The organism is Pantoea sp. ICBG 828 (genome assembly GCF_002928355.1).
Taxonomy (GTDB): domain Bacteria; phylum Pseudomonadota; class Gammaproteobacteria; order Enterobacterales; family Enterobacteriaceae; genus Pantoea; species Pantoea dispersa.
In genome coordinates this window covers 37,141-50,758 of record NZ_POWN01000007.1, presented here as the reverse complement: position 1 = coordinate 50,758, position 13,618 = coordinate 37,141, and the positions used below count along the sequence as shown (strand labels likewise).

Genomic DNA, 13,618 nt, shown 5'->3' with positions numbered 1-13,618 from the left:
TGTATAATCACAAAGTTGACATATCAACTACGTGACGGGATAAATAATGGGCAGCACAGAGATTTCAAACGCAGAGTGGCAGGCATGGCGCGGATATCGCCGGCTTGCTGAAGTCATCACCGGACGCATTGTCAGAGAGATCAATGAGGCGACCGGGTTGTCCGGTCCGGATTTCATGATCCTGATGGAAATCAACCGCAGTCCGCAGGGCGTACTGCTGCAGCGTGAGCTGCTGGAATACCTTGAGTGGGACAAGTCGCGGCTATCGCACCAGCTTTCACGTATGGCCGCCCGGGATCTGGTACAGCGCAGCCGCGCAACTCGCGCAGGGATTTCAGTCCGCATGACAGCGGCCGGGAGCCAGCTGCTTGCTACAGCGCGGCCGATACATGCCGCAGGCGTGCGGCGAAATTTCCTCGATTTGCTGACGCCGGAAGACATCGAAGGGCTGATCGCTATCACCGGGCGGTTACGGCAGTCAGCCAGCGGTTTTATCGAATAACTCCCGGCCGGTCAGCTTCAGACACTCCTTCTGTAACCTGCACAATCGCGGCAGCCGTTGACGGGATTGTGTGAAAGATTAATTAAAACAGGGACTTGTATTTTTCGCGTTGACAGGCTGTTGACAGCCTCTTCAGGCTAGCTCTAAATTGAGCATTCGCTCTAATTTTGAGCCTGATCCAGCCGCTAATGGTGAAAACAATGTTACTGAGAGCCTCCTCCCGTTTCTGGCGTTATCTGATGAAGAACCTTCTGACGTATGCTGCCATTCTGCTTGCTGGCGGGTTAGCCACCGCGAATATGGCCAGTGCTGCCGTCACCCATGTCGCTATCTATCGCGGCGGTGCGGGCTGTCCGGGCTGCTCAGAAATGGTCCGTAAAGCGCTGGAACAGAGCGGTCTGCCGCTGGACATCGCGTATGTCGGAGAGCAGGAAAAAATAAAGGTCACGGAGGATAATCTCGCCACTTTTGATGTGTACATCCAGCCCGGAGGCGGGCAGGACATCCCCGGCGCCTTTGCTGCGCTGGGCGACGAAGGGGCTGAGGCCATACGCAAATTTGTCCGCAATGGAAAAAGCTTTCTCGGATTGTGCATGGGCGCGTATCTGGCCGATGAAAACTGGCTGGGGCTGATCCCCTCATCGCTGGACTCTGAAGTCATGCGCAAGGGGACTAACATACCCGACGAGGGCGATTACGTTGTCGATGTTGTCTGGCAGGGTAAAACCGAAAAATTTTATTATCAGGATGGTCCTTACCTGAATGCCGAAGACGCGCACGGCTTCGTCGCTCTGGCGCGCTATGCCAACGGTGATATCGCGCTGGCGAAATATACTTACGGTAAAGGCACGGTGCTCCTGAGCGGACCGCATCCGGAAGCGGATGAAAGCTGGATGGCGCCGGAGAAAAACAATCCGGCCTACACCTCAGCCGGCAGCAAGATGGCCAGGCTGTTTAATGATTTAAAGCCAGGGAGGTAAGCGGCTATGTGGAAAAATCCCTGCTAGCGACAAAGTTTCTGCAAGGCGGCCATTATCTCAAGAAAAAAATGTGTCCGCTTATCCGCAGAGTAGTTAAGAATAAGCGCGCTTGAGTAACCGTCAATCAGGGCGTGAAGATTACGCGCCACCTCGTCTTTACCTGCTTCGCTGAGGTGGCCAAATGCCTGGCCGGATAAGCCCTGACGGATGATCGCTGTCCACGTCTGCGTGCTGGAGAGCAACAGCTGCTCAAATTGCTTATCCCTTGCCGCCAGCGGCCACAACTCGAGGTAGATCAACCAGTGAGAAGCCGGCCCGTCTGGCAGGAGATAATCCACCAGCGCACGAAAAAAGGTGTCATGCTGTGAATCATCCCTCTTTTCGCTCTCTACAGAGAAAGCGGCAACGTCCTCATCCAGCATGAAAGCAATCGAGTCCAGCCTCAGCGCATCCCAGTTTTTGAAATAGTGGTAGATATGGCTGCGGGATATGCCCAGCGTATTGGTCAGATCGCGGGTTGAAACATTGTTGAAGCCGCGCTCCCGAAAAAGCTGCAGCGCCGCGAGAATGATATTTTTCTTAACCGTTTCTTTTTTCACGTTCTACCTTAAAAGACACCGTTGTCCTGAACGTTAATTCAGCAACCTGTCACCGGACCTGCCTTTCTGCGTTACGCCTCAGCGTGTTTCTCATTAACCAGCCAGCGTACCTTAGCAGAAAATTTTCCCCCTGTCGGGGGCGGGATTTCAGCAGGCCAGCCAGGGTTTGAGCGCAGTGCGAGCGCGCGGCTGCGGCGCAAACATGCGCTGTGCAGTCAGGGCGGTGCAGGATTTTATTCCGTCGCCATCGGGCAAAAATCGTGACCGGCCTCACACTTTCTCGTTTCTGACTATACTCAAACCTCCTTTTTATCCCGTCATTGACCAGGTCTTGAATCACCCATGGACGATAGCAAGCAAAATCCTTCGCAGTCTCAATCCGATGATAGCGGCAGCCTGACATTTACTGTTCAGCAGCGCCTGTTTTTTGTGGTGTTAGTCGCCACGATGGGCGCGCTGGCGTTTGGCTACGACACCGGCATTATTTCCGGCGCGCTGCCCTACATGACGCTGCCCGTCGCGCAGGGCGGTCTCGATCTCACGCCATTTACCGAAGGGCTGGTGACCTCTGCGCTCACCTTTGGCTCCGCGCTCGGCGCGTTCATCAGCGGTTATGTCTCGGACCGCTTTGGTCGCCGTATCACGTTACGCAGCCTTGCCCTGTTGTTCATTGCCGGAGCGTTAGGCACCACGGTTGCGCCGAATCTGGAAATCATGGTGGTGATGCGCTTTATTCTGGGTTTCGCGGTGGGCGGCGGATCGTCAACGGTTCCGGTCTTTATCGCTGAAATTGCCGGTCCTAAGCGCCGGGCACCGCTGGTCAGCCGCAACGAACTGATGATTGTGTCAGGGCAACTGCTGGCTTACGTCGTCAGCGCCGCCATGAGTTTGCTGCTGCACGATCCGGGCATGTGGCGCTATATGCTGTCGCTGGCGATGATCCCCGGCATTCTGCTGTTTATTGGCACCTTTTTTGTCCCGGCCTCACCGCACTGGATGGTGGCGGAAGGACGCTTTAATGAGGCGCTGCGTATCCTGCGCAAACTGCGGGAAAATCCGCGCGAGATTAAAAAAGAGATGGCAGAGATGCGGCAGAATGCCCGCGAAGCCCGTCAGGGGCCACCCGCGCGCGAACTGTTAAAAGAGAAATGGATTGTGCGTCTGCTGCTGCTGGGCTGCGGCATGGGCATTGTCGCGCAGTTTACCGGCGTCAACGCCTTCATGTATTACACGCCAGTCATTCTGAAAAGTACCGGGCTGGGCACCAGTGCTTCGATTGCGGCCACCATCGGCAACGGGGTGGTATCGGTACTGGCCACCTTTGCCGGCATTAAAGCCATCAGTCATTTCGGCCGGCGCCCGATGCTGATGACCGGGCTGTCGGTGGTGATTGCGATGCAGCTGGCGCTGGGCGCGGTGCTGGTTCTCATGCCGCAAAGCCTGACGCAAAGTCTGCTGGCACTGGCGTGTATTCTGGTGTTCCTGTTCTTTATGCAGATGTGCATTTCCCCGGTTTACTGGCTGCTGATGTCGGAGTTATTTCCGATGAAAGTTCGCGGGGTATTAACCGGTTCAGCGGTAGCGTTTCAGTGGATATGCAACGCCGTGGTAGCGCTTGCATTTCCGCCTTTGCTGTCGCTGGTTGGTAATAAGGCGTTCTTTATCTTTGCCGCAATCAATGTGGCTTCCCTGATGTTTATTGCCGTGATGTTGCCGGAAACCCGGGGGAAATCACTGGAAGAGATTGAATCTCACATGCGCGAGCATTTTGGTGAACCTGCGGATCAAGCCGCGTCATCAACCTGATCCCCAGCACGCTGTGCCGCGGCACCCGCCGCGGCATTATCGCCATACTCTGTTAAATAATTCCTGTTACAGGCTTCATTTCAGAACTTGCCTGCACCGGTTCGCTCAATAGGGTCTACAGTGTGACGTGAGGTTCTCATCAACGTGAAATGGAGGAAGTAAATTTGTCTATTCAACACGACGGGAAAGGGCACGTCATTATTGGCGAAGCGGCACTAAGCCTGGCTTTGGGCAAAAAGAAGATCAGCGTTAATACGCTTATCGACGAGCTCAGACACATGAAACGCGCTGGCGGCAGCGACACACGCCTGTCCGCGATTTCAGAGGCGATCGGCTGGCTCAGAAGCTTTGATGAGCCTGAGCAGGCCGCGATCCATGTGCCGTACCTGCAGACGCTTGCAGGCCTGAACGACGAGAAGAACTGACGCCATAAGACGTAGTCCGGCTCTGGCCGGAAGACGACAACGTAGATGACCTCATCGGACGCGCGTTAGCGTGTACCGGCCGGAGAAAACTGTCAGGGATGACGTCTTCACCACCATCAAACCTCGTATTAACGATTTTCGGCAACGCGGCATGTGGCAACGGATGCGGGCTTTAGCGACGGATGTGCAACGCGCTGAAGGTGAGCGGATGAATCAAACGATCAGCGACCAAACAGCATCGCCAGCAGGGAACGTGCCTGTTCCGCTTCGACGTCATCGTCCGTGTCATTGATGTGCCCGATAAGCTTGAGGCAGATCGCGGTGCGCGTCAGCCGACGTTCCTGACGCAAAATTTCAACGGTGATGCGTCCCAGTAGCGCAATCTGGCGGGGATCGGTGACCTGACTGAAGTAACCGGCTAGTCCGGTATTGTGACAAGGCGGCAGCCCGTTGTTTCTCATTTGTCCACCTGCAGCACACGATCATCTTGTAGGGCGCAAAGTAACCGATACGATATCGTCTGTACAGCAACAATCCTCATACCGTGTCAGGTAATCAGCGGGTTGTCCAAACCGATACCGTTTTTCCTGCCGCTGAACCCACCCCTTACGCCGATTATTTCAGTATGTAAGCCCCTGAGATTAAGGTGTTAGCATTTTTTGCACAAGAACGTAGCTAATAAAGAAACAGTATTGCTGTACAAGTTTTATTTCTTTGTATAAGTTTACGCACAGAGAGAAGCGACGGTATTTTAACCATTCGAGGGGTTCATCATGCGTCAGAATGTTGCAAAATTTCCAGACAGCGCCAGTGAGATTGCCCGCTATTTCAGCAGAGCGACAGCACCTACTCAGCAGGAAACGCTGGGGCAGATTGTCGTTGAGATCCTGCGCGCAGGAAAAAACCTCAACCGTAAGGCGATCTGCACCAAACTGCTGAGACGCCTTGAGGTCGCGGCAAATTATGAAGAAGAGCGTCATTACCAGACGCTGATTGGCATGCTGTTTGAACGCTGATACGAAAAGGGATAATCGGTGGTACCTGCAGCATGCGCTTTATGACCCGGGAAGGGTCAGCCACTTGTCCGAAAGGGCACAGTCCCGCAGGGGGTGGGCATGCAGAGAAGTCAAATTGAACGTTTAACCGAAATCGTCCTGGGCGAGGCGGTGGTCAGGCTGCTCGATAATAATGAACGAATCAATGTGGCGACCGTTTCAGCCCGACTCCGGTCAATGGCTGCAGAGGAATTTAATCCCGACCGTCTGGAGGCGATCAGGATCGCCATCAGGGAGCTGCAGATGCAGTCAGCAGCCCGGGAAAATCGTGAAAAGCCGATGGCTGCTCTGGGCGGGATGTCACAACCCAGGGCTGGTAAAAAGCATTAATGACAGGGACGATACGATCTCGTGATTAACCGGAGTGCGGCAGGACGCCCGGCATAACACGGCCATCTCAGGATGGCCGATTTTTTTGGCGACCAACGGGCTGTCAGCAGCGCCCGGTTTACGGATAACTACATATGCAAACCAACGAACACGCATTCAGCGCTGAAGCGGCCCTTATTCACCATTTTCGCAGCGGCGGTGAGCGCTATGCGGCCGAAGCCGCGGCACTGGATGCTGTGATTCGCGACATCGTCATCCATGGCCAAAAAGTGACGAGCAAAACCATCATCCTGTATCTCATCGCAGAGCTTGAGATGACCACCGATATTGTCAAACTGGATGTACTGCGCAACGTGCTTGAAATCGTGGTCGGCAGAACGCCGGATGATGAAGGGTTCTGAAAAGGTTAGTAAGCCGGAGCAGTAGATTAAGCTTAGTGCATCTGCTTCACAAGCATACTGATGGCGTTTAAACAGGCCTGCCGCAGTTCATCTTCGCTTGCCGTTTCGCCAAGATGATGCAGTGCATGGGTAATGTCCTGAAGTGTCAGGTGCTGGTCCGGCTTAAGAAGGCGCGCCACAACCGTTCCAATAACGGCGTAGATATCTTCGGCGGTAGTGTCATCGCTCAAATGACCTCCATCCGTTGGTGGATAAGCATACAGTATAGCAGAAACCACAGCGTCAGGCGCGGCAGATTGTCAGGCAGCGATCAGTGCAGCTTGCCGGAAAAAGAAAAATGCCCGGCAGTGAACGCCTCTTTCTTCACCGCGCTCATCTCCATTTCCCGTCTGACGTCCTCAATGACACGCAGCACAGCACGAATGCGGTCACTGTCTGTTTCGCGGTCAAGCATCGCCTGCAGCCTGTCGTTGAGGGCCGCCCAGCTTATGGCGACGTTATCATCGAGTAACGCCGTTACGGCTTCTCCGATGATGATATCCGCCATTTTATCGTCAAAATTGTTTTTCATCAGTCTGTCCGGCTGCGGTTAGGGCAATGAGCTTACCACAGGAATCTCACCCGGACACATTGAGCACATCAAACTCCGCTAAAAGATGCCGGACGCGGGTTATCGGCGCAATGATCAGCATATTGATTTGCCGGCGTTGTAAAGAGGATGACATTTGCGTTTGCGCCGGCCATCACGGCGCTACTTTCTGACGGGTTCCGCGGCTTCAGCGCGCCCGCTGACCTCTGAAGCCGCCTGATCCAGACGATAAAGTAAGGTGTCGCCGCGTTCGCAGTAACGCGCCGGCCAGATCATCGCCCCGTTACCGTCCTCCACGTACTTCACACCCAGTGCCTCCACCACAGCCCATGGCTGCGCCAGCGCACTGCGGTACCGAAGTAACTCGCGCGCCATGGAAACCGCCTCCGGTTCGTTCTCCTCCGGATGGCTGGATATAAACTGCAGTCGGGCATCGCTCAGCATTGTCTTCTCCTGTGAGCCTGACGTTTTATCTCTTCAGAGGTTCTGCGTCGTCAGGCTTAACCGCTTTCAGATCGCCTCGCGGCTCTCAGGCCATGCCACGGCGCCGCCCTCAGGCGTAAACAGGCTGCCCTGGAAATCGATGATCCCGGCCGCCTCCAGCCACATCCACTCTTCGGGACGCTCGATACCGGCTGCAATGACGTTGATTTCCAGCGCCGAACAACAGCGGATGACCGCCTGCATCACCGCCTGCTTCGGGCCGCTACGATGAATATCACGTACAATATTTGCGCCGATACGTACCCGGTCAGGCTGGACGTGCGCCAGTAAAGAGAGACCTGCCGAGCCGTCGCCGAAGTTATCAATTGAAAGGCTGATGCCTGCCTCTTTCAGCTGTCTGACCGCCGTGGAAAAGTCTTCGAGCCGGGAGATGACTTCCGTTTCGCTCACGCCAAGAATGATTTGCTGCGGCACCAGCTCCGCCTGCGCGATGGCGCTGACCAGCTGACTTACCGCATCGGGAAGATAAACCAGCGTCATCGGCAGGATACTGATATACAGCGTCATGCCATCGGGACAGGCCTGGCCGGCTTTATGCAGTGCGTCTGTCACCACGTTGATGTCATGAGTGTAACGCTCATGTTCCCCGAGTCCGGCGGGTTGCGCGTGCGGAATCGCCTCAATGGCCGTCACTTCACGGCCAAGGGGATCAACCACAGGGCGGAAAGTGACGCCACTGGCCGGCGCGGGAGATTGCCCTTCCGCGGGGATGAACTCCCAGAAATCAGCTGGCGGCACTTCAAAGTAGTTCTCTTTTTCACGCGCTTCGACAAAGGTTCTGAGGAACTGTAGCCCGCGATCGTCATAGGTCAGCTGATATTTCGACGTGCCGCGATCAAGCACCGCCTGCAGCACACTGCCGCTGTGGTGAGTACGCAAATCGAACAGCTCCATGCCGGCATTACCGAAACGCCGCGAAGGGGAGTAGTCGCGCATCAGCTCGACCACATTGTGATGACGCCGGTCGGCACAGATGCGGGCGTAGATTGCCAGAACGCCGTGCTCTGGTCCTTCCAGGATTTGAAAAAAGTGCGTGCCGTTAAACAGCAGGATGCCGGTAACATGATGCTCAGCATTGAGCAGACTCGCTTTTGCCACCATCTCCGGCAGGATATTGACGGGAACATCTTCAGAGATGTGGCTGCGGTAAATTATTGTTGTAAGCATTTTACGCTCCAGATTGTCGCGATTGTCCTCTGACACCTTAGCAGCATGGGTTAAATTGTGAAACGTCCGGGCTGAACGCTGCCCAGCGGCTGTTTGAGCCCGGTAAAAGTGGGAAGGCGCGAGTCAAAGGTCGGGAAAGGTGCTGACTGCGTTGCGTGCGTGACAGCCTGGCGGCCGCGCTGAAAAGACAAGCGGCGCTTTAAAGCGCCGCTTCGGATGAGCCTGCCAGTGAGCGATAGTAGCCCGACAGCAGGTCTTTAGCTGTTGTACCGCTGCTACTCGCGGGTTTTACCCTCTTCGATAAACTCTTCGTCGATCTCTTCGACGTTTTCCCGGTTGTCGCGGCCGGAGAGCAGATTCCAGCAGGCGATGAACAGGGCAGCGATCAAGGGACCAATCACGAAGCCGTTGATGCCGTACACTTCCATGCCGCCCAGCGTGGCAATCAGGATCAGGTAATCCGGCATTTTGGTATCTTTGCCGACCAGCAGCGGACGCAGTATATTGTCCACCAGCCCGACCACGATAACGAAGAAGCCCACCAGGAACAGGCCTTTCCACAGCGCACCGGTGGCGAAGAAGAAGATGGCCGCGGGCACCCAGACGATAGCCGAGCCGACTGCCGGGATCAGCGACAGGAACGCCATCAGCGCACCCCACAGCAGGCTGCCGTCGATGTCGGTGATCCAGAAGGCAAAGCCACCAAGCACCCCCTGCACCACGGCCACCACCACCGTGCCCTTGACCGTCGCGCGCGATACAGCGGCAAATTTCATCAGCAGATGGTGCTTAACATAGGTGGAGAGCGGCAGCGCTTCGAGAATCAGCCCGACCAGCCAGGCGCCGTCTTTCAACAGGAAAAACAGCAGATAAAGCATCACGCCAAAGCCCACGGTGAAGGTGAAAGTCCCTTTACCGATCAGGAACACGCTGCCCGCCATGTATTGTCCGCCCTTCAGCGCAAAGCCGGAGAGTTTTTGCTGAATCTGTGCGGCATTGTTCAGATTGTGATCCGCCAGCCAGGTTTGTGCCCACTCCGGCAGGTGCTGCAGCAGCGAGGCAAATACCGCCGGGAACTGCGCGGAATTGGTTTGCAGCTTGGTGTACACCGTATTGATCTCGACCACCAGCGACGAGGTGATGATCGCCAGCGGCGTAAACACGATCAGGCAGATAATCAGTAAGGTCACAAAAGAGGCCAGCCCGTTGCGGTCGCCCATTTTACGCCGCAGCAGTGACTTCAGTGGCGCAAAGATCACCGCCAGAATCGCCGCCCACAAAATGGCGGAGAAATAGGGCGCCAGCACATCAAAAAAGGCGATCGTGACAATCGCCAGAATCACTATAAAGAAACCGATATTTAACCCTTTAACACGCATGCAAAAGCCTCGCAGATAAACGTAGCGAATGAACTATAGAACGGCTTTTGCGGAATGTAATGTTTTTAGCGCGCAAGGCAAGGCGTGCAGGATGAAAAGCTGTCCCGATCTGTCCGCGCGATGTCCGCTCACAGGCTGGCGCGCCAGGGCGGCGGCGGCGATGATAGCCCTAAACCCTGACAGGAGAGTGCCATGCTGGAATTACGTCCTAACTGTGAATGCTGCGATAAAGATCTGCCGCCGGCCTCGCCTGATGCGCGCATCTGCTCGTTTGAGTGCACGTTTTGCGTTGACTGTGCGGAAGGCGTGCTGGCGCAGCGCTGCCCGAACTGTGCGGGTGAACTGGTTCGGCGACCGATACGTCCGGCGCAGGCGCTGCTGCGCCATCCGGCTGCAACTCAGCGATATCCGGTTTCTGCGCCACCCCGCTAAATTCGCTAGCGCAATCAGATTAACAGCCGACGCATAATTATTGTGCGCCAGCTTGCTGGTTATTTAACCTTACGCTTCAGCGCAGTGAAAAATTAGCGTTATATTAATCACGCACATCGATTAATTGCCAGGACGGCAATAGGGCTCTGGTTATCAATGAAATGTGCCGGCCAGCTAATTTGCCGGTCGGCTTAAATGGCGGCATAACTAAAAAATAGCATGGATTAATTTTTGCCTTTTAAATTCAATGTATTGTGATTTTATGGCGATGTTTTATACGGGCTGACTATATTTCCTGACGACAGCTGGTCAGAGCACGGACCTTATTTCCTTTCACATTATGTACCTTTGGTGGTTATTTTCGCTGCCATGAACATTTTTACGGTTTTTTCTGAAAATAGAAGTTTTCTGAAAGTATTTTGCCCTGATGAATGTTATTCTTTCCGGGCAATGCTAGTGATGTGGCGTTGTGTGCTTCAGTTTTACCCTCTTTTTAGCAGGGTTTCCCCGCTTTATGCTTTTTATGGAAATAGCATTGTCCGCCCGATCCCCGCGATCGGGTTTTCTTTATTCCCGCTGAATTAACTGCTTATTTTCCTGCCAGCCTTATCGTGCCACGCCACCATAAAGTCTCCACAATCGTTAAGAAAGCGCTAACCTGGCGTAATGTATTGTAAGTATCCGATTTTTAAGACTTTTGGAAATGCTGTTTTAGCTTTGTTTAGGCAATAGTAAGCCTCAACGGCGCGCAGACTGCCGTTATCCCTGGAGGTAACACCATGAAAAAAACAACACTTACGATTATTGCGTCATTTATTGCATGCAGCACACTGTTTTCCAGCGTCTCCTGGGCCGACGGTCCCGGTGACCCTCGCTGGGACCCGCACGGCGGCGACCGCCATCAGGATCGCGGCCCGGGTCCCGATCATCATGACCGTCGTGACTTTGGCCACGATCGCGGACCGGGCCCGGATCGTCACGACCACTATGCTGACCACCGTATGCCGGAGGGACATCGCGGCGGCGATCGCTTTGCCTGGCGCGGTCATGATTTTCGCCGTGGTTATCCGGCACCGCCGGAGTTTCGCGGTCCACACTATCGCGTCGACGACTGGCGGGCACGCGGTCTGTATGAGCCGCCGCGCGGCGAGCACTGGGCCTTTATCGACGGAAATTATGTGTTAGTGGCGGCCGCGACCGGCATTATCACCGCCATTTTGCTGAATAACGCATTTAACTAATCCTGCCGCACGGATGGCGACGGCCATCCGTGTTTCTCTCCGCTTTCACCGCTCACCAGGTTATTCTCTGGACAACCCGTTTTTCCTTTCAACGCGTTAAGGAGTCATGATGACCATGGTAAAAATGGTGGCGGTGGATATGGACGGCACCTTTCTCGACGATAAAAAACAGTACAACCGGGCACGTTTTCAGGCCTGCTATCAGGAGATGACGCGGCGCGGCATCAAATTTGTGGTCGCCAGCGGTAATCAGTATTACCAGCTCAAATCCTTCTTTCCCGACATCGCCAGTGAGATCGCCTTTGTCGCCGAAAATGGCGCGTGGATCCTCGACAGGGATGAGGAGCTGTTCTGCGGCGCGTTCTCGCGCGAGGACGTTAATGCCGTGCTCGATACCCTGCAGCGCGGTAACTATCCCAACCTGAAATACATTCTCTGCGGCCGTAACAGCGCTTATCACTTCAACACCATGGATGAGCAGTGGCTGGTCAAAATGCGTCACTACTGCCATCGCCTCAAGGCGATCGATAGCCTCGCTGACGTGGGCGATGACCGGCTGTTCAAGTTTGCGCTGAATCTGTCCGATGATTATGTCGATGTTCTGATGGCTGATATTGAGCGTCTGCATCAGGGCGCGGCGGCGGCGACCTCGAGCGGGCACGGCTCGGTGGATTTGATTGTGCCCGGCTTGCACAAAGCCAACGGGCTGCGTCTGCTGCAGCAGCGCTGGGACATCAGCAGCGATGAGGTGCTGGCGTTTGGCGACGGCGGCAACGATCTGGAGATGCTGGTGCAGTCGCGCTTCAGCTTTGCCATGCAGAATGCGCCGCAGCGGGTCAAAGACGCTGCGCGCTACGGCGCACCGTCCAATAACCAGGAAGGCGTGCTGCAGGTGATTGAGCAGATGCTGGCGGGGGAAGGGCCGTTTGCTGGCTGAATAAGCAACGGGCAGCCTGCGCTGCCCGAAAGGCTCAGACGACGCGCCACGCGGCGGTAATCATCTCCGTGAGCGTGGCGGGATCATAATTGACCCAGCCGTTTTTGCTGTTGGCGCGCGCCACAATCCAGTCGACCTCTTCCGCGGCGAGGGGTGGTCCCTCCAGCCAGAACGGCACGATAGCCTGCTGCTGCAGCCAGGCTTTCAGCGCCAGCGCCGGCGGTGCCGTTTCATCGGGCAGCAGGCGTTCAGCCAGCACCGCCATCAGCCGCTGCTGTTCGGGGTGCGCGCTCTCCGCCAGTACATCAAGGAACGGGAACAGCAGACGACCGCAGACTTCGCCGTGATGGAACGGTTTAATCGCCCCCAGCTCGCCGGCAATACCGTGGATCACCCCCAAACCCGCGCTGCTCAGGCTGACGCCGCCGAGCCATGATGCCATCATCATCGCTTCACGTGCCGCATCGCCGCGGCTGTCGTCCTGATTGAGGTACGGCCACGCCTGCATGAACAGTTGCAGCCCGTTGAGCGCGTTCTGCTGACTGAACAGGTTGCCCTTGCGTGACAGATAAGCCTCGAACAGGTGGGTAAAGGCATCAATGGCGCAGGTAGCCAGTACACGATCCGGCGCCCCTTTGAGCAGATCGGGATCGAGAATCGCCACCTGCGGCACAAACACCGGATGGCGCAGCGAGGCCTTCACCTTAATGTGCTGCTGATCGGTCACCACCGCATTCTGCGTGACTTCGCTGCCGGTGCCGGCGGTGGTAGGAATGGCGATCAGCGGCAGCGTGACCGCCTGTACCGGCGTATCGCCCACTTTCTCGAGGTAGCGCGCGATATTCAGCGGATGCTGCATCATGGCGCCAAAGGCTTTGGCCGCATCCAGCACGCTGCCGCCGCCGATGGCGACAACGCGATCGACGTGGCCACGCCAGCGCGTCACCCAGCCATCGATCTCGTCTGGCGAGGCTTCATGGCTGACAATTTCATAGCCCAGAATGTGATCGTTCAGCGTCGCGCCCAGACGTGCCCACGCCGGACTGTTGAGAAATGAGCGGCCGCAGAACAGCAGCGTGGGCTGCGGATTCGCCGCCAGCAGCGGGACCAGGCGGTCGATGCTGCCACGGCCAAACAGGGTTTGTTGATTACTGTACAGCTCAATCAGATTCTCACTCACCTGCAGATCCTTATCGGTTGGCGTAAAACAGCTAGTGTAACCAAAAGCCACGCCGCTGCCGGGGCAAACATTCTGATAACCCTCCGACAAA

Annotated in this window: 18 protein-coding genes; 10 read left to right on the top strand and 8 right to left on the bottom strand. The window is 55.6% G+C overall.

The window, feature by feature from the left end; translation table 11 throughout:
* The first annotated feature begins 46 nt into the window (after positions 1 to 46).
* Positions 47 to 502, top strand: coding sequence for a MarR family winged helix-turn-helix transcriptional regulator (locus tag C1Y43_RS17245; protein WP_104189071.1), 456 nt, complete (start codon positions 47 to 49; stop codon positions 500 to 502).
* 299 nt (positions 503 to 801) lie between these two features.
* Positions 802 to 1,482, top strand: coding sequence for a BPL-N domain-containing protein (locus C1Y43_RS17240; protein WP_223815640.1), 681 nt, complete (start codon positions 802 to 804; stop codon positions 1,480 to 1,482).
* Positions 1,483 to 1,505: 23 nt separating this feature from the next.
* Here C1Y43_RS17240 and C1Y43_RS17235 read toward each other — a convergent pair whose 3' ends face one another.
* Positions 1,506 to 2,081 carry a TetR/AcrR family transcriptional regulator gene (locus tag C1Y43_RS17235; RefSeq protein ID WP_104189069.1) on the bottom strand — a complete coding sequence of 192 codons (576 nt, stop codon included), beginning with the start codon at positions 2,079 to 2,081 and terminating at the stop codon, positions 1,506 to 1,508.
* Between the two features lie 342 nt (positions 2,082 to 2,423).
* Between C1Y43_RS17235 and C1Y43_RS17230 the strand changes: the two genes are divergently transcribed.
* Positions 2,424 to 3,887, top strand: a complete 1,464-nt coding sequence (locus C1Y43_RS17230) for a sugar porter family MFS transporter (RefSeq protein ID WP_104189068.1) — start codon at positions 2,424 to 2,426, stop codon at positions 3,885 to 3,887.
* Positions 3,888 to 4,051: 164 nt separating this feature from the next.
* Positions 4,052 to 4,312, top strand: coding sequence for a hypothetical protein (locus tag C1Y43_RS17225; RefSeq protein WP_031279895.1), 261 nt, complete (start codon positions 4,052 to 4,054; stop codon positions 4,310 to 4,312).
* 221 nt (positions 4,313 to 4,533) lie between these two features.
* On the opposite strand, the gene C1Y43_RS17220 is transcribed toward C1Y43_RS17225, so the two are convergent.
* Positions 4,534 to 4,773: a biofilm development regulator YmgB/AriR family protein gene (locus tag C1Y43_RS17220; RefSeq protein ID WP_021508614.1), complete on the bottom strand. Its 240-nt coding sequence runs from the start codon at positions 4,771 to 4,773 to the stop codon at positions 4,534 to 4,536.
* Between the two features lie 312 nt (positions 4,774 to 5,085).
* On the opposite strand from C1Y43_RS17220, the gene ycgZ reads away from it, so the two are divergent.
* From ycgZ to C1Y43_RS17205, 3 genes are all read left to right on the top strand, one after another.
* A complete protein-coding gene (ycgZ, locus tag C1Y43_RS17215; RefSeq protein ID WP_021508613.1) occupies positions 5,086 to 5,328 on the top strand; it encodes a regulatory protein YcgZ in 243 nt (80 codons plus the stop codon).
* Between the two features lie 99 nt (positions 5,329 to 5,427).
* Positions 5,428 to 5,697, top strand: coding sequence for a hypothetical protein (locus C1Y43_RS17210; protein ID WP_058775261.1), 270 nt, complete (start codon positions 5,428 to 5,430; stop codon positions 5,695 to 5,697).
* A 134-nt stretch (positions 5,698 to 5,831) separates the two neighbouring features.
* Positions 5,832 to 6,098: a biofilm development regulator YmgB/AriR family protein gene (locus C1Y43_RS17205; RefSeq protein ID WP_104189066.1), complete on the top strand. Its 267-nt coding sequence runs from the start codon at positions 5,832 to 5,834 to the stop codon at positions 6,096 to 6,098.
* Positions 6,099 to 6,130: 32 nt separating this feature from the next.
* On the opposite strand, the gene C1Y43_RS17200 is transcribed toward C1Y43_RS17205, so the two are convergent.
* From C1Y43_RS17200 to C1Y43_RS17180, 5 genes are all read right to left on the bottom strand, one after another.
* Entirely contained in the window at positions 6,131 to 6,328 is a 198-nt protein-coding gene (locus tag C1Y43_RS17200; RefSeq protein ID WP_021508610.1) for a hypothetical protein, read from the bottom strand.
* A gap of 80 nt (positions 6,329 to 6,408) precedes the next feature.
* Entirely contained in the window at positions 6,409 to 6,669 is a 261-nt protein-coding gene (locus C1Y43_RS17195) for a hypothetical protein (protein ID WP_021508609.1), read from the bottom strand.
* A gap of 180 nt (positions 6,670 to 6,849) precedes the next feature.
* A complete protein-coding gene (locus C1Y43_RS17190) occupies positions 6,850 to 7,131 on the bottom strand; it encodes a hypothetical protein (RefSeq protein ID WP_088516275.1) in 282 nt (93 codons plus the stop codon).
* 66 nt (positions 7,132 to 7,197) lie between these two features.
* Positions 7,198 to 8,358: a diguanylate phosphodiesterase gene (locus C1Y43_RS17185; protein ID WP_104189064.1), complete on the bottom strand. Its 1,161-nt coding sequence runs from the start codon at positions 8,356 to 8,358 to the stop codon at positions 7,198 to 7,200.
* A 275-nt stretch (positions 8,359 to 8,633) separates the two neighbouring features.
* Positions 8,634 to 9,737: an AI-2E family transporter gene (locus tag C1Y43_RS17180; protein WP_104189062.1), complete on the bottom strand. Its 1,104-nt coding sequence runs from the start codon at positions 9,735 to 9,737 to the stop codon at positions 8,634 to 8,636.
* 192 nt (positions 9,738 to 9,929) lie between these two features.
* Between C1Y43_RS17180 and C1Y43_RS17175 the strand changes: the two genes are divergently transcribed.
* The 3 genes from C1Y43_RS17175 (at position 9,930) to C1Y43_RS17165 (ending at position 12,347) form a co-directional block, all read left to right on the top strand.
* The gene (locus tag C1Y43_RS17175; protein WP_010615634.1) at positions 9,930 to 10,169 is read left to right on the top strand and encodes a DUF1272 domain-containing protein; all 240 of its coding nucleotides are present in this window, start codon (positions 9,930 to 9,932) and stop codon (positions 10,167 to 10,169) included.
* A gap of 779 nt (positions 10,170 to 10,948) precedes the next feature.
* A complete protein-coding gene (locus tag C1Y43_RS17170) occupies positions 10,949 to 11,410 on the top strand; it encodes an RcnB family protein (RefSeq protein WP_021508605.1) in 462 nt (153 codons plus the stop codon).
* 109 nt (positions 11,411 to 11,519) lie between these two features.
* Positions 11,520 to 12,347 (top strand): Cof-type HAD-IIB family hydrolase, encoded by an 828-nt coding sequence (locus C1Y43_RS17165; protein WP_104189060.1) that lies wholly within the window; start codon positions 11,520 to 11,522, stop codon positions 12,345 to 12,347.
* A gap of 34 nt (positions 12,348 to 12,381) precedes the next feature.
* Here C1Y43_RS17165 and C1Y43_RS17160 read toward each other — a convergent pair whose 3' ends face one another.
* Positions 12,382 to 13,527 (bottom strand): iron-containing alcohol dehydrogenase, encoded by a 1,146-nt coding sequence (locus C1Y43_RS17160; RefSeq protein ID WP_104189172.1) that lies wholly within the window; start codon positions 13,525 to 13,527, stop codon positions 12,382 to 12,384.
* Positions 13,528 to 13,618 lie beyond the last annotated feature (91 nt).